The organism is Pseudonocardia humida (genome assembly GCF_023898865.1).
Taxonomy (GTDB): Bacteria; Actinomycetota; Actinomycetes; order Mycobacteriales; family Pseudonocardiaceae; genus Pseudonocardia; species Pseudonocardia humida.
The window spans coordinates 47,210-69,580 of record NZ_JAGSOV010000084.1 but is presented as its reverse complement, the minus strand read 5'-3'; the positions used below and the strand labels follow the sequence as shown (position 1 = coordinate 69,580).

Below are 22,371 nucleotides of genomic sequence, written 5' to 3'. Positions count from 1 at the left end.
GCTCGCGCGCGACTCGCACGACATCGTCGCGGAACTCCTGGGGGTAAGGCTTGGGCACGGTGAACATCCTTCCAGCAGTGCCAGTCGGCACCACAGCTCAGATGTCACCTACGAGTGCAGCAGTCCCTGAGCTGAAACATCGAGGCATTCACATGAAAGCAATCGTGGTCACGGACCCGGCCGCCGGAACGGCTGGGATGAAGCTGACCCAGCGGCCCGATCCGGATGCCGCGAGGCTCGCCAGCCTCTCGGGCGCCAGCTACGGCGACGTCATCGTCGAAGTTCATGCGTCGGGGTTCACCGGGAATGAGCTGGAGTGGCCCTCGACCTGGACCGACCGCCTCGGCTGCGACCGAACACCGTCGATCCCCGGACACGAGCTCGCCGGTGTGGTCACCGCCCTCGGATACGGCACGACCGGCCTGTCGGTGGGACAACGGGTCTTCGGCCTCACGGACTGGACCCGCGACGGCACCCTCGCGGAGTATGTGGTTGTCGAGGCGCGCAACCTCGCGCCGCTGCCGGGCGACGTCGACTTCACGGTGGGCGCGGGCATCGCGATGACGGGCCTGACCGCGTGGCAAGGGCTGTTCGAGCACGGCCGCCTCCGAGCGGGACAGAGCGTCCTCGTACACGGTGCGGCCGGCGCAGTCGGTTCGATGGTGGTGCAGCTCGCCCGGGAGGCCGGCGCCTACGTCATCGGCACCGGACGAACTGACCACCGTCAGACGGCACTGACTTCGGCGCGCACATGTTCATCGATCTCGACAACGATGCCTTGGAAGACATCGGCGGGGTCGACCTGGTTTTCGATGTCCTCGGAGGCGAGATCCAGAAGCGGTCCGCCGGCCTGGTCCGAGCCGGAGGAACACTGGTGACCGTCACCGGGCCGCCGGAGGCGCGACCAGCCCACGGCTTGGCGGTCGACTTCGTCGTCGTGTCCGTTCCCGATCAACTGGGTGAGATCGCACAGCGGGTCCGGGACGGGCGGCTGCGGACGAACATCGGCCACGTCGCGCCCATCGACGATGCGGTCGCCGCCCTCAACCCGACCCAGCGGGTCGCGGGCAAGACGATCATCCACGTTCGTCCCTGAAGGACCCGGCACGTCCAAGAGAACACGACCGAGCGAACCCGGCCGGCGAACGAGCAACCACCGAAGGAAACCCCATGACCGGCCCGACCGCACCGAGCCGCTACGACTTCGAGTACCCCGACGAGGCCGGGCTCCCAGGCGGGAAAAGCACCCTCAGCCAGGATCAGACCGTTCTCATAGACGAGCTTCTCGACAACCCGCACGCATGCGCGTCGGACGTCGAATTCGTCAACGAACAGAAGGCCGGCATCTACGAAGCCACCGTTGGCTACCGCGAGATCGCCAGCCTGTCATACAACGTCGCCGACGACGGCCGACTCGTTTTGCTGGCCATCTCGGTATTTCCCGAGTTCCGCAAGAGGGGCATCGCCACCGAGCTGATCCGGCACGTCCTCGACGATGTACGCGCACAAGGCAAGACGGTCACGATCATGTGCCCGATCGTACGCACTTTCATCGAGAACAACCCCGAGTACGCCGTCCTCCTCGATTCCAAGCATCCAGGAGTGACGAAGGCGCCACGCCGGCCCTGACGACCCATTGCTTTCGGCGACAGAAAGTGCGACCGTGACGATCAATATCGAGGCCGAGGCGGCCACCCGAGAAGAGAACAACGCGACGCTCATCGCTGCTCTGGACGGGGAAAGCCTCAGTGACGTGGAGTCGAGCTGGGTGCTCGATGTCATCAACGACGCGGAGCGCGGCCGCTGGATCGCCACCGTCGGCGCCGATGCGATCGCGGAGCTGTCGTACCGGTTCGTAGGCGGCCGCGTCGTACTGCTGACGACCTGGGTCGACCCCGCCGCCCGCCACCACCGGGTGGCCACGGAGCTCATCGCTCGCGTCCTGGACGAGGTCCGCGAGAGCGGAAAGAAGATTACATCATCTGCCCGGCCGTGGGTGAGTTCATCGCCCGCCACCCGGAATACCTTGACCTGATCGACGAGGTTCATCCCGGCTCCGGTGCCTACCCCCGGCTCGAACCCGCGGGCAGCAACAGCCACCACGACGAAGACCTTGCCGGGCTCGAGCGCGACCTGGCATAGCCTTCCAGAGCTCACCCGTCATCGATTGTGACAGCAACCTGCAACAACACACGCACAGAAGGAGTGCAAGAAAATTAACGGCACCACGCAGTCGACTGAAGACCTGGCGATCCTCGAGCAGCTCAACCTCGACTACGTCCACTCCGACCATTCGAACGATGTCGAGCGTTTCAAGGAGTTGCTCGCAGAGGACTTCATAATTCAGATCGAGGGCACCACCTTCAATCGTGACGAATACCTCGAGTACATCGCCAAGCCGCGCCCCTTCAAGGATCTCGCTGTGCACGACGTCAACATCCGCATCCTCGGCGACGTTGCTCTGATCCACGCTCGCGTCACACTCACTACCATCGCCGATGGTGTGGCAAAAGAAGCCCTGTACACGGATGCGTACCAGAAGCGTGACGGAACCTGGGTGTGTGTTGCAGCCTGCGCACCTGATCCCATCGCGATCGCCTAACCGTACAGGCCTCCGGACTCCGGCCGATTCAGCGCCGCAGAAAGGCACTGCTCGATGCACAAGGTGGCGCCGGTGACCAACGTGGCAGGCCGGGACACAACGCTCCGGCTGGCTTTCGCGGCCGCGGTGGTCTCACCGGTGGCGGCCTTTGCCGCAGTGGGTTCGACGATCCCGCTGTTCAACATCTACCGAGCCGAGGACGGGTTCACCAACGCCGGCATCTCGATGACCGTCGTCGCCTACTCCGCCGCAACCCTCACCACGCTGTTGGTGCTGGGGAGGCTCTCCAACCATCTGGGCCGACGGCCCACTTCGATCGCCAGCCTCGTCCTGCTCGTGCTCGGCTGCGTGCTGCTGCTGAACGTGCACGACATCGGCATCCTGATGCCGGTCGACTCCTGATGGGCCTGGGCGCCGGGCTGGCCAGCAGCAGCATCACCTCATACATCGTCGACGCGGCGCCAGCCAGGCCGGCCTGGTTGGCGTCCGTCGCGTCCAGCCAGACGGTCATGCTCGGCCTGGCCGTCGGCGCCATCGCCTCCGGCATGCTGGTCCAGTTCGGTCCCTGGCCGCGCCAACTCATCTTCCTGGTCGTCATCGCGCTCCTCCTGGTATCGGTGGCACTGATCGTCGTCAGCCCAGAGACCGCGACTCCGACGGCCGGCGCGTGGCGATCACTGCGGCCCCGGGTCTACGTGCCGCCCCTGGTCAGGAGTCTGCTCCCGGTCGCGGCAGCGGTGTTCCTGTCCACCTGGGCGGCGGGGGCCTTCTACCAGGCGTTCGTGCCCGCGCTGGTCGAAGAGCAACTCCACACCCGAAGCCCGCTCGTCGTCGGACTGGTGTTCGCCGCCTACATGGCCCCCAGCGTCCTCGGTGCTCCCCTCGGCGGCCGGCTCGCACCAGCCGCAGCGCAACGCCTCGGCATGACCGCCTTCCTCGCCGGAATGATCGGCGTCGTCACCGCGATCCTCACCGGTAACCTAGCGTTGTTCATCGCCGCCACCATCGTCGCCGGCGCCAGTCAGGGCATCGCCATCAGCGCCACCACCCGCAGCCTGCTGCACGGCAGCACCCTCGCCGACCGGGCACCGACCTTCCGTGTCATCTACCTGCTCAGCTACAGCGGCGCGACCATCCCCGCCCTCATCGCCGGCCAACTGTCCAACACCTTCTCGTTGCCGCAGATCGCTCTCGGGTACGGCGCACCCGCCCTCATCGCAACCGTGTTCACCGTCATCGCCGCACACAACCCGCGTACCGATGCGACCGGGAGTACCCCGCTCGGCGAATGAGCAGGACGAACCCTCGCCGTCATCCAGACCTCGCCCGCCCGTCAGCACGGCGCCGCGCGCCCGTCGGTGGCCGTTGATGCCGGCGCGGATCCTCGATGGGCCAGAGCCGGATCGGTGCTCTGCTCCTCCTCGTCACGATGCTTGCCGCGACCGGCCACCGCGTCAGGGCGGCGTACGTGGCGCTGGTCGTGAGACCGAACACGAGGTGAGCGGACAGGTCGTTGGCGAGGGTCCGCATGTCGTACTTCCAGATCGGGCCGTAGACGCCCGTCAGCGGGAGGATGACGTAGCCCGACAGCCAGACCACGGGTCCGAGCGCGACCTCCCGGAGGTCGGGATGCCGGGCCGGCCAGCCTTACTGGACGGCCCAGCCGATGCCGGTGGCCCAGTGCACGACGTTCGTCGTGGTGCGGGCCCAGCGCTCAGGGGGTGCCACCCCGTGACGATGCGCTCGACCCTCATGCCGACCTGGCCGGGGCCGATGCGTCGGCCCAGCTCAGCACATCGCCCCCGAACTCCCACCGCAGAAGTGGGTCTTTGCCGCCGCCGCGCCGGTTGCGGCTGAAACACACGAGATCCATCGCGGCGGTGCCGACCGCGCCCGCGATCACGCCGCGGATGGCGCGAGAGCCGATGCTGGCGCCGCGTCGCTCGCTCATGGGAAGAGCCGCTCGCCGGCCCGGCCCGGCCACTGCGCCGCAGCTGATCCGCGTCGCTTCCCTCGCTCGGACTCGTTCGACAGGTGCACCCGTCCCTCGTCGGAGTGGTGAGGGCGCTCATCGCACAGCTTCGCTGTTCTTCCCCACCCCGCCGGCTACCGCCGCCCAGGGCTCGACCGGCTCCGCCGGAGGCCGTGACGATGACGCGCTCGCAAGGTCCCATGTCGGGCGCAAAACGCACTGTGGCATCGGTTCGCGCGCAAACCCACTCACGGGTTGTACCTCCGCTCCCAGAAGGCGCCGGTGGCGCGCGTACGCGCAAGCAGCCACTTGCGCTCGTTGTGAACGACGTCGACGTCATCGAGGGCGGCGGCAAGCCGCCCGCGCTCCTCGACCCGACATGTCCTCGACCTCGACCGGAGTCGGGGCCGTTGGATGCTTGCTCGTGGTCGTGACTTGGCTCCCAGCCACATTGCGATCCCGACCATTGCGGCAATGCGGGCGATGAAGGCGTCCAGGCACTCCGACACCGGCCCGACCCGACGGCGAGAGCAGCCGATCGTAGAACTTGGGCATGTTCTGCAGACCCGTGAGCATGGCCGAGTAGACGTCCATCTCCGTGGCCGGATCTGGCGGCGGCGCGAACTTGCCCGAGAAATGGGCCACCACAGCCGTCGGCATGACTGGATGGGGAGGCAGAATCTATCCCGCGGCAGGCCCGGTACCGTGGACGATGTCCCCGTTGAGCCCATCCGGATAGAAGCCGCCGGAGGAAACCGGCTTGGGGATCAAGGTAGACGACGTTGAGGATCTCCATCGCACTCCTGCCGAATGCACGGCCGTACTCATCGGTGGGAACCAGGTTGGCCTCCTCCTTCGTGCCAAGATCTTGGTCATCATCAGCAGGCCCGCTGACCGCGTTGCGAACCGCCGAGATCTTGTGCACGACGTCGAACACCGAGTCATCCATGAGCCCCTCGCTGAACAGCGCGGCCCGTACCACCCCGGCGTGGTAGGCCTCCGTCGCCAGTAGACCGGCTGCCGCGTCCAGGTAGGTCTTGTTGGAGATGAACGGCGCCGCACCTTTGAAAGCAGTGACTCCGACGTCTTCGAAGAGGAACGCCGCAAAGAGGAAGTTGCGCTCGTTCGCATACGCGTCGAAGACCTCCCCCGGCTTGATCAATCCGGCCGCGATCGCCGCAGCGGTGAAACTACGGTCAAGGGAGATGCGTGGACGCGCAGAGGCTGCGTCACCGAGTGCGTTGCGGAGGAACGCAACGTGGGCTCGCTCGTCCATGGCGATCTCGCGGGCGATGTTCTTGATCAAAGGACTACGGAAGTCGACCTGACGGCCACCGGACACCCCGCCAGGCTTCCCTGTCCCGCTCACCATGTCATCAGGCAGGCCCTGACCTGTGACGCCACGAAGGTAGAACTCGGCTTCGAGGTACTCCAAGTTGAGCGCGAACTTCAGGATCGAACTGTCACTCGGCCCAACTTCTTCCGTCGTGGTCGGCGCCGGTGCGCCGGCGCCTGCTTCGGCAACCATGCTGGCGAGCTTGGCGCGATCTTCGGCGGTTTCGGCGCTGCGAATGATGGCGTCGTCGATGAAGCGGTCCTCAGACATCCTGACTCCGGTGCTGTTCGTTGATGACCGTCGCCACTACGGGCGAGTCGGAGTGCTCTTGAATCGGTCTGCCGAGCCCACCGCTACCTTCCGAGCGAGAAAGAAGAATGGACGGTGACGTCGGAGCGCTGCTCCGCTAGGCACTTCTGAGCCTCGACGACCCCATGCATCACGTCTCCTGGTGCGCGCGTCGTGACGGGCCAGGCCCCCGGCGGGACGGATTGGCGGCGTCATCCGTCGGCCCGGGACTCCACTCTTCGACCCGGCTGCGCTGGACCCGGCTGCGGGGGCAGCATGGGGGCACGAACTGGACTGTCAAGTACTACTTTCAGGGCGGGCCGGACTAGCATGGCCACCGGACTAGCGTCGGAGCCCAGTCTCCTGTATGGCGCCTGACTGCGCGTGGAGCGCTGACTCGGGACCGCATCGTCCGAGCCGCCGCGGATCTCATGCATGGCGCAGGCGTTGCCGGCACCACCATGGACCAGGTGGTCGACGCGTCGCACACGAGCAAGTCGCAGCTCTACCACTACTTCGCCGACAAGGAGGCACTGGTCGCCGCAGTCATCAAGTTCCAGGTCGCGCGGGTGCTGGAATTCCAGGAGCCCTACCTCGAGCGGCTGGCGTCGGTCGCCGATCTGCGACGGTGGCGCGACGCGGTCGTGTGGTTCGTCGAGGAAGCTCGGGGCGTCAACGGGTGCGCTGTCGGTTCGCTGTCCAGCGAGCTCGCGGACCGGTCGGAGCTGGCCCGGATCCTGATCCAGGCCGCGTTCCGCTCGTGGGAGTCCTATCTCGCGGCTGAGCTGCGGTGGATGCAGGATCGCAGCGAGCTCGACGCCGGCGCCGACCCGAGCGAGCTCGCCACTGGACTGATGGCCGCCTACCAGGGCGGTTACCTGCTCTCGCAGGCGGCCCGCAGCTCGCGTCCGATGGCGATGGCACTGGACCTCGCGCTCGACAGCATCGAAGGTCGGCGGGTGCGTGGCGATCGCGCGTCGGAGCGCCGAGCTGACGCGGTTCAGGCGCGGACTGCCGTGACGTATTCGGACTTGACAGTCCAGTAGCGCGGCGCTCATATTCGGATCGTCCAGGCCGCAGCTGGCCTTCTTGCCCGCCGCCGGGGCATGTCCTCCGAGCGTCGGCGACGATCGACAGGGATTATCAGATGGCGTTGACGAGGGGATTTACTGGTCGCAGCCGTGGCACGCGCGACCCGCGGCTGCCTCCCGGCCAGTACGACGCCGGTGCGAACTGGCCGGTCCTACATGCCGAGCCGACGCCGAGCATCGACACTGCCAGGTGGAGCTTCGAGATCGACGGTCTGGTCGACGAGCCGGTTCGTTGGAGCTGGGATGAGATCCATGCGTTGCCGACCTCCCGGTACGAGGGCGCCATCCACTGCGTGACCACGTGGTCCAAGTTCGGTATGCGGTTCGACGGCGTATCGGTCGACACCCTGCTCGACGCCGCGGGAGTCCGTGACGACGCAACGTTCGCGCTGGCGAGATCCCACACCGGTTACACGACGAACCTCCGGCTCGAGGACCTCACCGACGGCAAGGCTTGGGTCGTGTGGGACGTCAACGGCGCACCGCTGACCGACATCCACGGTGGCCCTGCGCGCCTGCTCGTGCCTCACCTCTACTTCTGGAAGAGCGCGAAGTGGGTGTCGGGTCTGACCTTGCTCGCCGAGGACCAGCAGGGCTTCTGGGAGGTGCGGGGCTACCACGACCGGGGTGACCCGTGGCTCGAGCAGCGGTATCAGGGGGATTGATGACCAGCGTTTCCGGAGGACCGCCCCACCCCGGACCGTGGCAGTCGGCCACGGTGACCGGCGTCTGCCAGGAGACCCCTACGGCGAAGACCTTCACCCTCATGCTGCCCGAGCCGTGCTCCTTCTGGGCGGGCCAGCACGTCGTCGTGCGCCTGACCGCACCGGACGGGTACCGGGCGCAGCGGTCCTACTCGATCGCCAGCGCACCGTCGAACGCGGCGGAGCTCGATCTGACCGTCGAGATCCTGCAGGGCGGCGAGGTGTCGGGCTTCCTCAACGAGGCCGTCGAGGTGGGCGACACCCTCGACGTGCGGGGCCCGATCGGCGGCCACTTCGCCTGGGATCTCAAGCCCGCGCTCGGAGTGGGCGGCGGCTCCGGGGTCGTGCCCCTGATGTCGATGCTGCGCCACGCCCGCAAGCTCGGCGAGCCGGACCTCTTCCGCCTCGTCGTCTCGGCACGCAGGCCCGAGGACCTGTACTACTCCACCGAGATCCAGGGACCGGGCACCTCGATCGTCTTCACGCGCGCAGTCCCTGACGGGCATGCGCGTCAACCGGGTCGTCTCACGGCCCGGGACCTCACGACCACCCTGGACGGAGACCGTGATGTCTACGTCTGCGGGTCCACCGCCTTCTGCGATGCCGCCACCCAGCTGGCCGCAGCCGCTGGTGTGCCCGCTGAACGGATCAGGGTCGAGCGGTTCGGATTCTCTGGATGACCGGCCGGGGACCCCAGCACGAGACGGCATGCGGCCCTGACCGCCGGGCCAGCGCGCCGACAGGAGGACGACATGGGCGATGACAGCGACGGCGTGGACGGGGTCGACATCGACAACGGCCTGCTCGAAGACGACGACACCCTCGAAGCGCGCGGGGTCGACGTCCTCGACGAGGGTTACACGGTGCCCGAACGACCGTGGGAGCGCGAGCACTACGGCATCACGGTGCGGGAGGCACACGAACACGAGAGCCTCGCCGGCCGCCTGGCGCGCGAGCTGCCCGACGTCAGGGACACCGATGACGGCGACGGTCTCGGCGACACCGCCGGCACCGACGGCGAGCTGTACGACGACGAAGTCGGCGTCGTTCGCTCGGGACGCCTGGTCGACGTCGAGCCTGCCGGCGAGTGGGACGACTTCGCCTACCTGAACGCCGTCGACGTCGGAAGGGACGGCGGGGCAGCCAGCGCCGAGGAAGCAGCCATTCACATCGTGCGCGATCCCGACGACGCCTGAGCACGAGCAACTCCGCACCAAGGAAGGGAGCCGAACCATGACCGAGCGGCAGCGAGCAGTCCTCGCCGGAGGGTGCTTCTGGGGGATGCAGGACCTCATCCGCTCCCGGCCCGGCGTGTTGTCCACCCGCGTGGGCTACACCGGCGGCGACACCCCCAACGCCACCTACCGCAACCACGGCTCACACGCCGAAGCCATCGAGATCACCTACGACCCCTCCGTCACCACCTACCGCGACCTGCTGGAGTTCTTCTTCCAGATCCACGACCCCAGCACCCCGAACCAGCAGGGCAACGACGTGGGCACCTCCTATCGGTCGGCGATCTTCTACCTCGACGACGAACAGCGCCGGGTCGCCGAGGACACGCTCGCCGACGTCGACGCCTCCGGGTTGTGGCCGGGCAAGGTCGTCACCGAGGTCACGCCGGCCGGCCCGTTCTGGGAGGCCGAGCCAGAACACCAGGACTACCTGCTGCGCTACCCCCACGGCTACACCTGCCACTTCCCGCGCCCGGGCTGGGTGCTGCCGCGACGCCGTGACGTCGCGTCGCAGCCGTCGTCCCAGCTGACCTGACTGTGCCACCATGGACGGATCGGCGGCGGGGACGAGTCCTGTGCTGCAGCGGATCCGTGAGGAGATCATCGCCGACCCGGCCAACCGGGCCTCGACCGCGGCGGGCCTGCAGCCGATCTACGCCGCGCATCCGGCCGCGCGGATCGTCCTCATCGGGCAGGCCCCGGGAACACGCGCGCAGTGCAGCGGGATCCCCTGGAACGACCAGAGCGGCGTGACGCTGCGGCGCTGGCTCGGGGTCACCGACGACCAGTTCTACGACCCGACGCTGTTCGCGATCCTGCCGATGGACTTCTACTACCCGGGCAAGGGAGCCCACGGTGACTTGCCGCCGCGCCCCGACGTCGCACCACGCTGGCATCCACGACTCCTCGCGGAGCTACCGCACGTCCGGCTCACTGTCCTGATCGGCCGCCATGCGCGGAAGCACTACCTGCCCGGGTCCGCCGGAGCGAACCTCACCGACACGGTCCGGGCGTTTCGCGACCACCTCCCCGACCGCATGCCCCTCGTCCACCCCTCACCACTGAACTTCCGGTGGCACACCCGCAACCCGTGGTTCGCCGAAGAGGTCATCCCGGCACTGCGCGCTCGTGTGCACGCGGTCCTCCGGCCGGACATCGATCCGGCCGACCGGGAAACCGGAGGCTGAAGGGACCAGATCCCCCATGGCCGCGCACGTGTCGGTCAACGACGACACCCCCGCTACGAGTAATGGGAGGGCCGCACGGTCCGCGCCAGCATCTGGAAGGCGCCGCAGCCCGGACCCGAATGGCCCGTCCAGACCTCGACGGCAACGGCCGGGGGCGACACCGCTGATCATGGCGGCGAGCAACACGCGTTCCTGTTCACCAGCGTGAGCCCTGCAACGACTGGGCCCGCGCTACCCGGGTACGACGACCTGCGGCTCGGCGAGTTCGGCGAGAACGTCACCGGCGCAGGCCTGCCCGACACGGAGGTCTGCAACGAAGACCACAACCGGATCCGCGAGGCCGAGTTCAGCAAGGTCACCGCGGACGCGCTGGTCGAGCAGGCCATGCCTGAGCTGCCGGAGGTGGAGTCGGCCAGGACCGTCATCGAGCGGGCGGCGCTCGGCCGCTGCATCACCACGGTCGACGACAGGGACTCCTACATCTGCCGACCGCACCCTCCGGACCGGATTCGCGAGGGCTCGTCGGGCGCCGCCTCGTCATCGCGTGCCGTCTCGGCAGGGCTCTCTGGTGCCCACGTCCCCCGTGGACGGGTCGGTAGCCGAGGGGCAACCGCTCGGGATCCACCTGGGCATGTCCGGGAAGATCGTCATCGTCGGCGCCCGACGGCACCGAGATCGACGGCGGCGACTACTGGTACGGCCGCCGCACACCGGGCGGCTACAGGTCGGTGGTCCCGCTTCCGCCTCACCTTCGAGGATGGCGGCATGCTCATGCTGGTCGACTCCCGTCGGCTGGGCCCGATCCGCCTCGCCCCCCGCTCGATCTCGGCCCGGACGCGGCCCCTGTCACCGACCAGCAGGTCCTCGCCACCATCGCGCACGGCACCACACCGATCGAGGCGCGCCTACTCGATCAGCGGGCCCTGGCCGGGATCGGGAACCTGCTCGCCGACGAGATCCTGTGGTGCGCTGCGCTCCACCTCACCCGCGAAGCTGGACGATCTGCGCCCTGCCGAGCGGCACCGGCTGCTCGACGCGGTCCGGGAGGCTCTCCGCGACGCCCTGTGGCTTGGCGGGGTGCACACGCTCACCCTCGTCCCTCACCGGCGGCCCGGTGGCCCGGCGGCCGATGCCCGCACGACGGCGCCCAGATGTCCCGTAGCACCGTCGGCGGCCGAACGAGCTGATCGTGCCCACGGAACAGGTGCCGTCCACCCGCATCAGCTCCATCCGCAGCGGCACGAACGCACGTTGACCGGCCCAGTGAGCCCTTTCCACTTGAGGCGTCAACCTGCGAGAACCAGCACCTGCACGGCGTTGACCAGCGCAGTAGCCCGTGACGGGCAGCAGCGGATCTTGCGCAGGATCCTCCAGGACTTGAGCACCGCGTTGGCCCGCTCGCCCGGTCCGCGTTGAGCGGCGTGCGCGGCGTTGACCGCGCGCTGGGCCTTCGACAGCCGCCGGCGCTGCCCGGTCTCAGCGTCCGCGCGACGTCGTCGCTGCGGCAGGTCGAACCCTGGCCCGGTGCCGCGGTAGCCGTTGTCGGCGATCACCTGCACCCCGGCCGCGGCCAGGGCGTCGATGATGCCGTGCTCGCGGGCAGCGCCCATGTCGTGGCGGGCGCCGGGCAGCGCCGGTGAAGCCCAGATCAGCCGACCGGCCGGGTCGGAGATGACTTGCACGTTCACGCCGTGGCACTTGTGCTTGCCCGAATAGAAGCGTCGGTCGTGGCCCGAGGCCATCCCGACTCGGTCGATGCGCAGCAGCGTCCCGTCCAGGACGACGAACGCCTTCCGTGCGGCGATCTCGATCGCCTGCTCCAGGATGCGGGCCTGCGCGGCCAGGGCGTCGAGGGCCTCGCGGATGTAGCGGAACGCGGTCGTCGTGCCGATCCCGAACCCGACGGCCAGGTCGGTGTAGGTCTCACCCTTGCGTAGGTGCGCGATCACGAGCAGGGCCTGGCGGCCGACGGTGAGTCGTCGCCATCGGGTGCCCAACTGCTTGCGGCTGCGTCGCAGGGCGGTGGCCAGCGTGGTCAGGGCGTGGTTGGACACGGACAACCCCGCAGGGTAGGAAGGCACCGAAGCTCCTGGTAGGCCGCGAGTTGATCTAGGCAATCACTCGTCTACCAGGGGCTTCACTCATGCCCGCAGGCGCCCAGGTCATGCGCGGAGCCGCACCTAAGCAGGTTGGAAAGGGCTCGGTGGCAAGAAGCCGACGGCACCGGAACTCATTGCTGGACGCGCGCTGTGTCGCGAACCTCGTCCATGATCCGGTCGAGATCATCCCGTGTCGTCCGACCAAGCTGGTACTCGCCGAGGTTCCGCTCGGCACGCTCTACCAGTCGTCGGGTGGTGAGCTGTGCATGGCGGACGCCGTCCCGGGCATGGTCGAGCCGAAGTGCCCAGCCCTCGATCTCGAGGCGGGTTGCGTGCACGTGGAGCACGGTGTCGGCGGAGGGCGCCTCGCTCACCCGCGCGAGCTCGTAGGCGAGTGCGTCCAGCCCTCGATCGAGGCGGACCACATACTCCGTCCACGCCTTCTCATCGACTTGTTCACAGGTATCGTGCACAAGTCGCAGTCGATGCCACAGCTCGTGGAACACGTCACGCCCGCGAAAGTGGCCGGCACCGACTTTGTCCCGGACCACTGCTACAAGCTCACCGACATGCGCCAGCCGTGATGCCCGCAATCGGGGCGTCTGCTCATCCGTTACCACGAGTCGACGGTAGATCCGTCGGGTACACCGCCACTACCCGGCGAACACTAACGTTTGATGAAGAAACTCGTTCGCGGACGTCGACCGCCGTCCACTTCCTTCACCGGTATCGACCATTGAAGCTGGAGCCGCCCGCGAACTCGGTAAATCGAAGCCCAACGATTCTGCCGTCCTCGACGGTCCAGCGCAGGTCGTAGCACGCCCGATACCTCGGAGGCCAGAACGAGCAGAAGCGGCCGGCGTCGTCGAGATACCATTCGCCCTCGGTCGGACGGCCCCGCTCGACGTAGATGGTGGCGCCGGCGGGTTCGAAGATCTGGGTGGCGCCGTCGTCGTAGACGAGGCCGCTCGCGGTCAGCGCCATCGGAATGTGCTCGGTTTCCACGGCGTCGCCATCCGAGACATGGATGTCGCTCAGTGAGCCGACCATAGGGTCCTCCTCAGGATTACGTCTCAGCAACACGCCCGCCAACCGCGCGTAGCGCCCGGAACACGTGAGCCGTCTTGTCGTGGAGCTACAAACAGGGAGATCATTTAGCGTCGGTATCGGGCAGCTTTGCGTGGCCGCGACCGCCGACGTGGGCCTCCGCCCGGGACCGCTCCACCAGGTGCGGGTAGTGCAGCTCGAACGCCGGACGCTCGGACCGGATCCGGGGCAGCTCGGTGAAGTTGTGCCGCGGCGGCGGGCAGGACGTGGCCCACTCCAGGGAGTTGCCGAAGCCCCACGGGTCATCCGCGGTGACCACGCGCCCGTACCGGTAGCTGCGGAACACGTTCCACAGGAACGGCAGCGTGGACGCACCCAGCACGAACGCGCCGATCGAGGAGATCGCGTTCAGCATCGTGAACCCGTCGGTCGGCAGGTAGTCGGCGTAGCGGCGCGGCATGCCCTCGTTGCCCAGCCAGTGCTGCACCAGGAACGTCAGGTGGAACCCGACGAAGGTGAGCCAGAAGTGGACCTTGCCCCAGGTCTCGTCCAGGAAGCGGCCGGTCATCTTCGGGAACCAGAAGTAGATGCCGGCGTAGGTGGCGAACACGATCGTGCCGAACAGCACGTAGTGGAAGTGCGCCACCACGAAGTAGGTGTCCGAGACGTGGAAGTCCAACGGCGGCGACGCCAGCAGGATCCCGGTCAGGCCACCGAACAGGAACGTGGCCAGGAAGCCGACGCTGAACAGCATCGGCGTCTCGAACGTCAGCCGGCCCTTCCACATCGTGCCGATCCAGTTCACGAACTTCACGCCTGTGGGAATCGCGATCAGGAACGTGGTGAACGAGAAGAACGCCAACAGCACCGCACCGGTGGCATAGAGATGATGCGCCCACACCGCGACGGAGAGCGCTCCGATGGCGATCGTCGCGTAGACCAGGCCCTTGTAGCCGAACACCGGCTTGCGGCTGAACACCGGTAGGACCTCCGAGACGATGCCGAAGAACGGGATCGCGATGATGTAGACCTCGGGGTGGCCGAAGAACCAGAACAAGTGCTGCCACAGGATCACACCGCCGTTGGCCGGATCAAACGCATGTGCACCGAAGCGGCGGTCCGCGAGTATCCCGAACAGGCCGGCCGTGAGTACCGGGAACGCGACCAGGATCAGAATCGCCGTCACCAGGATGTTCCACGTGAAGATCGGCATCCGGAACATCGTCATGCCTGGCGCGCGCATGCAGACGATCGTGGTGATGAAGTTGACGGCGCCCAGGATCGTGCCGAGACCGGACACGATCAGACCGACGACCCACAGATCACCACCCACCCCGGGCGAATACTGCGCAGAATGAAGTGGGGCGTAGGAGAACCAACCGAATCCCGCCGGTCCTCCAGGTGTGAGGAACCCGGACAGGACGGCCAGGCTGCCGAACAGGAACAGCCAGTACGAGAGCGCATTCAGGCGCGAGAACGCGACGTCCGGAGCCCCGATCTGCAAGGGGACGATGTAGTTCGCGAACCCGAACAGAATCGGCGTCGCGTACAGCAGCAGCATGACCGTGCCGTGCATGGTGAACAGCTGGTTGTACTGCTCGGTGGACAGGAACTGCATGCCCGGCACGGCCAGCTCACCGCGGATCAGCAGCGCCATCACCCCGCCGGCGAGGAAGAAGCCGAACGACGTGACCAGGTACAGGATCGCGATGTCCTTGGGGTCGGTGGTCCGCAGCATTTTGAGGAACACCGACCCCTTCGCCGATCGGCGGCTCACGTTCGGTTGAGCCACCAGGGCCGGGGCGAGCTGGGTCATGACGCCTTCTCAGGAGATGATGTGAGTTCGAGGGACAACGGCCTCAAGCGATATCGCGGCCGTGCGGCGACTGGGCCGTCAAATGCGGACGAGAGGCGTATCGACCAGATGCTCGGCCAGGAACCAGCATTGAAGCTCCCCGGTACGGATGACCTGCGAGACGAGCAGGTCGTTGGTTCCGTCGTCGCCGAGCTCCGCGCTCTTGGCGGCCGCCTTGTGAGCGTTGATCAAGATGCGCTCGTGCGCGTCGAGCAACCGCGAGAGCATCGCCGGAACCTGCTCGACACCGTCCGGCGGTCGCGGAATGGTGCTGAGCTCAGCCGTGTGGCGCGGATCCCCCACCGCGACGGCACCCAGGCTCTGGACGCGTTCGGCGATCGCGTCGATGAGAGCGAGCTGTGCGTCAGCGTGCTTGTCGAGCAGGAGGTGGAGCTGGTAGAAGGTCGCGCCGCGGACATTCCAGTGGCTCTTCTTGTAGAGCGCGTACAGGATCTGGGTGTCCGCCAGCGTCCGGTTGAGCGTCTGACCCGCGTACATACGCGCGTCATAGGACAATCCGACGGGGAACTGCTTCACGGTCCCGAACTTCTGGATCTCCCCTCCGCCGTGCTGATGCAGCCACGGTTGGCTCGATTGCAAGACGTGATCCGTTCCGTCCTGAGTTGCGGTCATCGGTGGACCTCCTCCATATTCGTACTTCACACTTGTACTCGTCGGGACCGATCTCGCTTCGGCTTCGGACACCGACTCGTGCCCGGCCACCGCAGCTTCTACCCGGCCACGTTCATCGACCGCCTGACGGTCTCGTGCAGCTCCGCCCAGGAGCGGGCGAACCGATCAATGCCGTCACGTTCCAGGACCATGAAAACTTCTGCGAGATCGACCCCTGCGGCGACTATCGCGTCGATCGTCTCCCGATCCTCGCCGGCACGGTCGACAAAGGCGCCACTGTTGTCTGCTCTGCGCAGAGAACCGTGATCGGTGAAGGCGTCCAGCGTTGCCTCTGGCATCGTGTTCACGGTTCCGGTCACAGCGAGCTCGGTGACATATTTCGTGTCCGGGTAAGCCGGATTCTTCACACCCGTCGAGGCCCACAGCGGCCGCTGCACACGAGCACCCCTTGCCGCGAGGCGCTCCCAGCGCGTACCGGCAAACGTCTCCTGGAACGCTTGATAGGCAAGTCTCGAGTTTGCGATACCCGCCATGCCCCGCAGAGCGAGCGCTTCATCCGATCCGATCTCTTCGAGGCGCTTGTCCACCTCCGCATCGACGCGCGAGACGAAGACGCTCGCGACCGAGTGGACCTCCGACAGGAGCACGCCGACATCGAGTGCCCGCTCGAGGCCTGCAAGGTACGCCGCCATGACCTCGCGGTACCGATCCGCCGAGAAGATGAGCGTGACCTTGATGTCCACACCGAGCGCGAGGGCTTCTGTGATGGCCGGCAGGCCCGCCGCCGTCGCAGGGATCTTCACGTAGAGGTTGGGGCGGCCTACCGCTCGCATGAGACTCACGGCTTCGACGACGGTTGCTTCACAGCTGCCGGCGAGCTCGGGGTTGACCTCGAGTGACACCCGTCCGTCCACGCCGTCGGTCGCCTCCCAGACACCGCGGAACAGATCGCATGCCTCCTGAACGTGCACGACCATGAGCTTTCGAACAGCCTCTTCGACCGTCGCTCCGCGCCGCGCGAGCTCGCGGATCTGTGGCGTGTAGGCCTCGCCATGCGCGAGCGCAGCCGCGAAGGTGGTCGGATTGCTGGTGACTCCGACGACGTGCTTGTCGTCGATGAGTCGCCGTAGATCGCCGCCGACCAGGCGACCACGAGACAGGTCATCGAGCCAGATCGAGACACCCGCCGCGGTGAGTGCAGCCAGTCGGTCCTCTGCCACGTGGATTCCTCTCTCGACACGCTCCGTGACCACCTGTCCTGCGCCTCTGGGCGCGCCGAGCTCGGCCCTGCCGTTCAGCCGGGCCCGGCGCGCCCCGAGCGCACCACCCCGCGCGATCCGCCGAACGAGCCGGGCGAGATCAGGTCCGCACAGGAAGCCTGGCGTCAAAACTAGACTAGCCGTTCCAGGCTAGGGTGCCTAGCAAGCGGCGCACAGGAGGCGCACTAAGTGGCGCAGACCACGTCGATCCGCGCGTAGCTCGGCCGTCGCACGAGCCATCCCGATGATCGGCGGCAAGGCTCTACCTGCAGGAATCGATCGAGGACCTAGTGCTCCCCGCAACGACAGCGACAGGGACTCGGACGTACCGTCACGAGCCGACGATGCTGCGTTCGAACGTCTACTCCACCGTCTGCACTGCCCATCAACGCCGGAGCGCACCTGAGTTGGACCGTCTAGCACCACGGCGAGGGTGCGACATCTCGGATCGGGCGAGTTCCGGAGCCCTGGGCGTCGAATGATGGACACCGGGCAGCATGGCCGCTCGTTGAGCTGGGCGACGCGCAGCCGCAGCAGTCAGATCGCGATCCAGCTCCAACTGGCGGTGTAGCCGAAGCCGGCGCCCCCGGCCGCAGCCAGGTCGCGGAGTCGTTCGTTGCCCGTGGCGTCGAGTGGCTCGTCACGCAGCCATGACCGGGTTATCGGTCCAGGACCGGATCGGTGAGCCGACCGCGAAGTTGACCTTCGGCTCGGCGTGGGTGTTGTGCCAGCGGACGTAGCCGGCGATCGCGGCGTTCTGCTCGGCGTGGCTGCGGTGGTCGGTGCCGTTGAGGGCGAAGTAGCGCAGCGCGGCGAACTCGCTCTCGATCCAGTTCAACCACGAGCCGTAGGTCGGCAGGAACACCAACTCGACGGCGTTGGCCTCACACCAGGCGCGGACGTTGGCGTGGTGGTGCGGGGAGAAGTTGTCGCAGACCACGTAGAGCTTCTCCTCAGGCCACCGGCGGCGGAGGGTCTTGAGCAGGTCGAGGAACTCGGTCGCGCGCTTGCGTGGGCGGATCCGGTAGAACAGCCGGCCGGTGGTCAGGTCCAGCGCGGCGAGCATGTGCATGACCCCGCCGGCGCGGGTGTAGGTCGCCCGCAACCGGCGCGGGCGACGGACGAGCCGCCAGGCCTTCCCGGTGCGCGGGAGCAGGTTGAGCGGGCCGAACTCGTCGACGCAGACCACGCGGCCGTCGGTGGGTGGGTGGTCGTAGAGGTCCAGGACCCGGCGCATCTTCGGGACGAAGTCCGGGTCGGTGGAGGCCTTCCAGGTCGTGGTGGTCTGCCAGGACACACCGCCCTCGCGCAGGATCCGGCGCAGGGTCTCCCGACTGATGGCAGCCACGATGCCCTCGGTGAGGAGGTGGTCGCGGAGCTTGGTCAGCGCCAGGTGGAGAAGCCGTGCAGGCCCCAATCGGTGGGGGACGTCCGAGCGATGCGGCAGATCCAGGTGCGGACCTGCTCACCGATCTTGCGGCGGCGTCCCCCGCTCGGTTTTGGGTCCAGCGCGTCGAACCCCCGCTCGTTGAACGCGTGGATGACATCGCGCACGTAGTCCTCGCTGACCTGCAGCAACGAGGTGATGGCCCGGACCGACTGTCCCTGGCCGGACATCAACACCACGATCGCCCGGCGCAGCCGCACCGGGTTCTTCGCGGTCCGGGTGATCCGCGCGAGCTTGCGGCCTTCGTCCATCGACAACGGCCGGACGAACACGCTCGGTCTACGTGCCACCTGCACCCCCGCACTCGGCGTGTGGGAAGCCTCGCGGGCTCGCCCAGCGAGATCAATTACCTGGTGGGCTCAGCGTGTCGAGCCACGAGTCGCGTATGCCGCAAGCGCGGGTGCTCCGTTCACCTGCTCATCCGGTCGACTCCGAGGGGCGAGCAGCTCGTCATTCGGGCTTTTCCGGGCACGGGCGCGTGGGCGGTGCTGAGCCGGATTGCGGACCGGTACTCGCGTCGGTTCCAGCCTCCGGAGCTCCATGAACGCGAGCTGGGGCCGCAAGTGGTGCCGAATGGGTGGCGAGGGCGACCCTGCCGACGGCGAGGTCGAGGGCCGCCCGCAGCGGCTTCTCGCTCCGAGCGGCCTGAGCCAGGATCAACCCGCCCTGAAGGGCAGCCACGATCCCAGTGGCCAGCTCCGCGACGTCGGCCTCGGCGTTGAGCTCTCCACGATCCCGCATCCGGCCGAGTCCCGCCGCCAAGTACGACTGCCAGGTTTGGAATGCATCATCGAGCTTGGCCCGCATGGAGCCGGACTGCTCTGCCAACTGACTCACCAGGGACCCGAGCGGGCACCCACGCGCACCATTCCGCGCGCGGTTCGACTCGACCACGTCGTCCGCCCATTCTTGGAGATCGACCACAGACTTCAGGCCCCTGAGCCACGAGCACTGCCGGGCGAGCACCGCCGCGATCTGGAAGTCCACGACGGCGTCGATCAACGCTTCCTTCGTCGGGAAGTAGCGACACACCTGCGAGCGGCTGACCCCCGACGCCGCTCGGACCCGTTCGATGCTCGCCCCCGCGACGCCGAGCCGGAGGACGAGCTCGGCGGCGCTGCGCACGATCCGGTCCCGCGTCGCCGCGTCCCAACCGGTCCGCTCCGAGGCTTGCTCCGCGAGTTCCTCTGCCGACACGCGCAGATGCTAGCGAACACGGACCAGCTGGTCCATTCTGCCTGTCGTTCTGCTGGCCGATGGCGAGCGAAGGGCGGGCTCGCGCTGCCCCACCGGATGCCTTCCCCGGCACCACAGGAGCGCGCCTTCCCTGCAAGAGGGCTGTAGATCACCGCACTCCACAGCCGCATCAGGCATTGCGTCGCACACCAAACCGGCTAGACTAAGTAGTCCGCAATGTCCAGTTCAGACGTTCAGCATCACGTCCTCAGGCTAGGATCGCGCCCGTGACGAGTGCCGGAGCCGAGCCTTCCGCGCGGCGCCTGACCGCCCGCGGCGCCCTGACGCGCGACCGCATCGTCCGAGCTGCCGCTGATCTCATGCACGCCAACGGCGTCGCCGGCACGACCATGGATCAGGTGGTTGAGGCGTCCGGGACCAGCAAGTCACAGCTCTACCACTACTTCGAAGACAAGGACGCCCTGGTCACCGCGGTGATCAAAATGCAAGCCGCGCGTGTGATGGAGCGACAGGAACCGCATCTCGAGCAACTCAGCTCACTGCAGGGTCTGCGGCGTTGGCGCGATGCGATCGTTCGCTTCATCGACGAGCGCCACGCAGCACACGGCTGCGAGATCGGCTCGCTGGCCAGTGAGCTGACAGACCGGTCCGAACCGGCTCGCATTCTGATCAACGCTACGTTCCAGCATTGGGAGTCGTACCTCGCCGCGGGCATCCGCCGGATGCAGGAGCGCGGCCAAGTCGACCCGAGCACCGACCCCGCCGAACTCGCCACCGGCATCATGGCGGCCTATCAGGGCGGCTACCTTCTCTCACAGGCTGCACGAAGCGCGCAGCCGATGGCGCTGGCGCTCGACCTTGCAATCCGCAACCTGGAAGCGCTCGCGGTACAGGAGAAACGTGCACCCGAGGCGGCAAGTTGATGATCCAACTCCAGGGGCCGCTCCACCAGCCGCACATAGCGGTCCAGTGCTGCAGTGCCGTCGCGTGACCGCCGGCACGCGGGTTCGAGCACGAGAAGGACCCCTTCGGCAAGTCCCATGACACCGACCTGGTGGGACCAGCCGCGTCCCTGCGGTCACCATGAACGGCGACTCCCCAAGGAGTCGGTACCCGACCGCGCGTCGCCAGGGGGCCGGTTCCGGCGGACGTTGACACGGCGGAGCAGTGATCGGGTCTCCGACCGCCGCCCCGTACCCGGATCCCTTGAGGGGGACGGTGCCGTCGCCGTGTTCGAGGTAGCGCACGATCACGCCGTGGGCGTCGCGGTCGAACACGCCGCCGCGGACCCGGAAGGTGTGGGGGGTGGGCGTCGACGACGCCGTCGCGCAGGGTCAGCGTGGCCGGGGTGGGCTGCTTCGTGCCGATCATGGCGTAGTGCCCGGGCAGCGAGTTGTCGGCCGTGGCGGTGTGCATGTCCGCCGCCGCGGCGGCCAGGTTCCGGTCCCCCCAGCGCGGCGACATCGCTCGGGGTGAGCCGCCGCGGCTCCCCGTCGTGGCAGTCGCCGTTGCGGTGGTCGAGGTCGTCGAGGCAGCGGTAGGTCGGGAGGAGTTCGTGCAGGCCGGGCAGGGTCGCGGCGAGGTCGCGCAGGGTGGTGCGGGGCAGCGGGACCGGGGCGCCGCGCCCGCTGTTGAGGATCAACGCGGCCTTCGCCGCTCCGTCGAAGGGGGTGCCCAGGGTGATGGTGGCGCGGATGTCCAGACCGGGAGCCAGCGCGCGGATCAGCAGCCCACCCATCGAGTGCGCGATGAGCACCAGCCGGGCCGGTCGGGTATCGGGTAGGGCGCGCAGCAGGTCCTCGTAGCGGGGGTGGGTCTGCCACGCAGCGAGGTGTTCGGCGGCCGCGGTGTGCAGCAGGGCGGCGTTGTGGGTGACGGGCAGGCGCCAGTCGTAGCTGAACTCCAGCACCGCGGCCGGGTCCGCCACCACCTCGCGGACCGCGGCGACGAGACCGCCGTAGGGTTCGATGCCGCGCAGGAACGGCGCGAATGCAGGGGCCTGCAGCAGTCCCGCGGGCTGGATGCGGGTGTAGTCGCCGGCGCGTTCGGCGTCGGTGAGCGCGAGCCGGGCCAGCGACGTCGGGGTGGTCCAAGCCACCGCGAGCGCGGCGGCGACGTCGACTCGCAGGTCAGCGACCCACTCGGCGACCGCGAGGAACGATTGTGCTCCCGCTGCGACCGCGCACACCGCGGTGGCGGTCACCACGACCAGCCGGTGCACACCACGGCGCTTGCGCGGATCGGCTACCCGGGCCAGCACGGCGTGCAGGCTCGGGGCGAGCACGACCGGATCGGGTAGTTCGACCCCGTCCACCTGATCGGCGACAGCATCGATCGGCAAAGACGTGGGTGCGGGCACGGCTCTCTTCCGGTAACCAGGGCTGGCGCAAGAACCGCCGTGATCACCACCACGACTGTG

The 22,371-nt window shown here is 67.6% G+C and carries 25 protein-coding genes and 2 pseudogenes; 15 read left to right on the top strand and 12 right to left on the bottom strand.

The window, feature by feature from the left end; translation table 11 throughout:
* Positions 1–152 precede the first annotated feature (152 nt).
* The 7 genes and pseudogenes from KDL28_RS36650 to KDL28_RS36615 all read left to right on the top strand — a co-directional run bounded on the left by KDL28_RS36650 (position 153) and on the right by KDL28_RS36615 (position 3,894).
* Positions 153–1,096 (top strand): annotated as a pseudogene (locus KDL28_RS36650) (NADP-dependent oxidoreductase).
* A 74-nt stretch (positions 1,097–1,170) separates the two neighbouring features.
* Entirely contained in the window at positions 1,171–1,629 is a 459-nt protein-coding gene (locus KDL28_RS36640; RefSeq protein ID WP_252446071.1) for a GNAT family N-acetyltransferase, read from the top strand.
* Between the two features lie 34 nt (positions 1,630–1,663).
* Entirely contained in the window at positions 1,664–2,035 is a 372-nt protein-coding gene (locus tag KDL28_RS36635; RefSeq protein ID WP_252446070.1) for a GNAT family N-acetyltransferase, read from the top strand.
* Complete coding sequence (locus KDL28_RS36630; protein ID WP_252446069.1) at positions 1,993–2,142, top strand: hypothetical protein; 150 nt, start codon at positions 1,993–1,995, stop codon at positions 2,140–2,142. The genes KDL28_RS36635 and KDL28_RS36630 overlap by 43 nt, the downstream gene beginning before the upstream one ends.
* Before the next feature lie 73 nt (positions 2,143–2,215).
* A complete protein-coding gene (locus tag KDL28_RS36625) occupies positions 2,216–2,602 on the top strand; it encodes a nuclear transport factor 2 family protein (RefSeq protein ID WP_308216116.1) in 387 nt (128 codons plus the stop codon).
* Between the two features lie 72 nt (positions 2,603–2,674).
* A complete protein-coding gene (locus KDL28_RS36620) occupies positions 2,675–3,004 on the top strand; it encodes an MFS transporter (RefSeq protein WP_252446067.1) in 330 nt (109 codons plus the stop codon).
* Entirely contained in the window at positions 3,004–3,894 is an 891-nt protein-coding gene (locus KDL28_RS36615) for an MFS transporter (RefSeq protein ID WP_252446066.1), read from the top strand. Before KDL28_RS36620 ends, KDL28_RS36615 begins: the two co-directional genes overlap by 1 nt.
* A gap of 458 nt (positions 3,895–4,352) precedes the next feature.
* Here the strand turns inward: KDL28_RS36615 and KDL28_RS36610 are convergent, their stop codons facing one another.
* On the bottom strand, positions 4,353–4,553 hold the full coding sequence (locus tag KDL28_RS36610; protein WP_252446074.1) for a hypothetical protein: 201 nt from the start codon (positions 4,551–4,553) through the stop codon (positions 4,353–4,355).
* 1,045 nt (positions 4,554–5,598) lie between these two features.
* Positions 5,599–6,102, bottom strand: a pseudogene (locus tag KDL28_RS36605) (ferritin-like domain-containing protein); the annotation flags it as partial.
* A 470-nt stretch (positions 6,103–6,572) separates the two neighbouring features.
* Between KDL28_RS36605 and KDL28_RS36600 the strand changes: the two are divergent.
* The 7 genes from KDL28_RS36600 to KDL28_RS42320 all read left to right on the top strand — a co-directional run bounded on the left by KDL28_RS36600 (position 6,573) and on the right by KDL28_RS42320 (position 11,602).
* Positions 6,573–7,244, top strand: a complete 672-nt coding sequence (locus KDL28_RS36600) for a TetR/AcrR family transcriptional regulator (RefSeq protein WP_308216115.1) — start codon at positions 6,573–6,575, stop codon at positions 7,242–7,244.
* Positions 7,245–7,345: 101 nt separating this feature from the next.
* The gene (locus KDL28_RS36595; RefSeq protein ID WP_252446063.1) at positions 7,346–7,954 is read left to right on the top strand and encodes a sulfite oxidase-like oxidoreductase; all 609 of its coding nucleotides are present in this window, start codon (positions 7,346–7,348) and stop codon (positions 7,952–7,954) included.
* A complete protein-coding gene (locus KDL28_RS36590) occupies positions 7,954–8,673 on the top strand; it encodes an FAD-binding oxidoreductase (protein WP_256503443.1) in 720 nt (239 codons plus the stop codon). Before KDL28_RS36595 ends, KDL28_RS36590 begins: the two co-directional genes overlap by 1 nt.
* A 72-nt stretch (positions 8,674–8,745) precedes the next feature.
* Complete coding sequence (locus tag KDL28_RS36585; RefSeq protein ID WP_252446059.1) at positions 8,746–9,189, top strand: DUF5709 domain-containing protein; 444 nt, start codon at positions 8,746–8,748, stop codon at positions 9,187–9,189.
* 37 nt (positions 9,190–9,226) lie between these two features.
* Complete coding sequence (msrA, locus tag KDL28_RS36580) at positions 9,227–9,763, top strand: peptide-methionine (S)-S-oxide reductase MsrA (RefSeq protein WP_252446058.1); 537 nt, start codon at positions 9,227–9,229, stop codon at positions 9,761–9,763.
* Positions 9,764–9,803: 40 nt separating this feature from the next.
* A complete protein-coding gene (locus tag KDL28_RS36575) occupies positions 9,804–10,415 on the top strand; it encodes a uracil-DNA glycosylase family protein (RefSeq protein WP_252446057.1) in 612 nt (203 codons plus the stop codon).
* Between the two features lie 728 nt (positions 10,416–11,143).
* A complete protein-coding gene (locus tag KDL28_RS42320; protein WP_372497170.1) occupies positions 11,144–11,602 on the top strand; it encodes a hypothetical protein in 459 nt (152 codons plus the stop codon).
* A 99-nt stretch (positions 11,603–11,701) separates the two neighbouring features.
* Here the strand turns inward: KDL28_RS42320 and KDL28_RS36570 are convergent, their stop codons facing one another.
* The 9 genes from KDL28_RS36570 to KDL28_RS36530 all read right to left on the bottom strand — a co-directional run bounded on the left by KDL28_RS36570 (position 11,702) and on the right by KDL28_RS36530 (position 19,952).
* On the bottom strand, positions 11,702–12,496 hold the full coding sequence (locus KDL28_RS36570; protein WP_252446056.1) for a transposase family protein: 795 nt from the start codon (positions 12,494–12,496) through the stop codon (positions 11,702–11,704).
* A 149-nt stretch (positions 12,497–12,645) separates the two neighbouring features.
* Positions 12,646–13,134 (bottom strand): hypothetical protein, encoded by a 489-nt coding sequence (locus tag KDL28_RS36565; RefSeq protein WP_252446055.1) that lies wholly within the window; start codon positions 13,132–13,134, stop codon positions 12,646–12,648.
* A gap of 100 nt (positions 13,135–13,234) precedes the next feature.
* Positions 13,235–13,564 carry a hypothetical protein gene (locus tag KDL28_RS36560; RefSeq protein WP_252446054.1) on the bottom strand — a complete coding sequence of 110 codons (330 nt, stop codon included), beginning with the start codon at positions 13,562–13,564 and terminating at the stop codon, positions 13,235–13,237.
* 100 nt (positions 13,565–13,664) lie between these two features.
* A complete protein-coding gene (ctaD, locus tag KDL28_RS36555; RefSeq protein WP_252446053.1) occupies positions 13,665–15,377 on the bottom strand; it encodes an aa3-type cytochrome oxidase subunit I in 1,713 nt (570 codons plus the stop codon).
* A gap of 78 nt (positions 15,378–15,455) precedes the next feature.
* Complete coding sequence (locus KDL28_RS36550) at positions 15,456–16,049, bottom strand: Dps family protein (RefSeq protein ID WP_252446052.1); 594 nt, start codon at positions 16,047–16,049, stop codon at positions 15,456–15,458.
* Between the two features lie 98 nt (positions 16,050–16,147).
* Positions 16,148–17,269, bottom strand: a complete 1,122-nt coding sequence (gene tal, locus KDL28_RS36545; RefSeq protein WP_252446051.1) for a transaldolase — start codon at positions 17,267–17,269, stop codon at positions 16,148–16,150.
* Positions 17,270–17,948: 679 nt separating this feature from the next.
* Positions 17,949–18,656, bottom strand: a complete 708-nt coding sequence (locus KDL28_RS36540; RefSeq protein WP_252446050.1) for an IS630 family transposase — start codon at positions 18,654–18,656, stop codon at positions 17,949–17,951.
* A 35-nt stretch (positions 18,657–18,691) separates the two neighbouring features.
* The gene (locus KDL28_RS36535) at positions 18,692–19,027 is read right to left on the bottom strand and encodes a helix-turn-helix domain-containing protein (protein ID WP_252446048.1); all 336 of its coding nucleotides are present in this window, start codon (positions 19,025–19,027) and stop codon (positions 18,692–18,694) included.
* 178 nt (positions 19,028–19,205) lie between these two features.
* Positions 19,206–19,952, bottom strand: a complete 747-nt coding sequence (locus KDL28_RS36530) for a TetR/AcrR family transcriptional regulator (RefSeq protein ID WP_252446046.1) — start codon at positions 19,950–19,952, stop codon at positions 19,206–19,208.
* 266 nt (positions 19,953–20,218) lie between these two features.
* Here KDL28_RS36530 and KDL28_RS36525 point away from each other — a divergent pair, with 266 nt between their 5' ends.
* Entirely contained in the window at positions 20,219–20,875 is a 657-nt protein-coding gene (locus KDL28_RS36525; RefSeq protein ID WP_252446045.1) for a TetR/AcrR family transcriptional regulator, read from the top strand.
* A 326-nt stretch (positions 20,876–21,201) separates the two neighbouring features.
* Here KDL28_RS36525 and KDL28_RS36520 read toward each other — a convergent pair whose 3' ends face one another.
* On the bottom strand, positions 21,202–22,311 hold the full coding sequence (locus KDL28_RS36520; protein ID WP_252446043.1) for a transposase family protein: 1,110 nt from the start codon (positions 22,309–22,311) through the stop codon (positions 21,202–21,204).
* Between the last annotated feature and the right edge of the window lie 60 nt (positions 22,312–22,371).

Bases quoted from the DNA above. Each gene is read 5' to 3' on its own strand.
- KDL28_RS36560 (WP_252446054.1), bottom strand. From the start codon at position 13,564: ATGGTCGGCTCACTGAGCGACATCCATGTCTCGGATGGCGACGCCGTG.
- ctaD (WP_252446053.1), bottom strand. From the start codon at position 15,377: ATGACCCAGCTCGCCCCGGCCCTGGTGGCTCAACCGAACGTGAGCCGC.
- KDL28_RS36595 (WP_252446063.1), top strand. From the start codon at position 7,346: ATGGCGTTGACGAGGGGATTTACTGGTCGCAGCCGTGGCACGCGCGAC.
- KDL28_RS36640 (WP_252446071.1), top strand. From the start codon at position 1,171: ATGACCGGCCCGACCGCACCGAGCCGCTACGACTTCGAGTACCCCGAC.
- KDL28_RS36585 (WP_252446059.1), top strand. From the start codon at position 8,746: ATGGGCGATGACAGCGACGGCGTGGACGGGGTCGACATCGACAACGGC.
- KDL28_RS36615 (WP_252446066.1), top strand. From the start codon at position 3,004: ATGGGCCTGGGCGCCGGGCTGGCCAGCAGCAGCATCACCTCATACATC.
- KDL28_RS36550 (WP_252446052.1), bottom strand. From the start codon at position 16,049: ATGACCGCAACTCAGGACGGAACGGATCACGTCTTGCAATCGAGCCAA.
- KDL28_RS36590 (WP_256503443.1), top strand. From the start codon at position 7,954: ATGACCAGCGTTTCCGGAGGACCGCCCCACCCCGGACCGTGGCAGTCG.
- KDL28_RS36610 (WP_252446074.1), bottom strand. From the start codon at position 4,553: ATGAGCGAGCGACGCGGCGCCAGCATCGGCTCTCGCGCCATCCGCGGC.
- msrA (WP_252446058.1), top strand. From the start codon at position 9,227: ATGACCGAGCGGCAGCGAGCAGTCCTCGCCGGAGGGTGCTTCTGGGGG.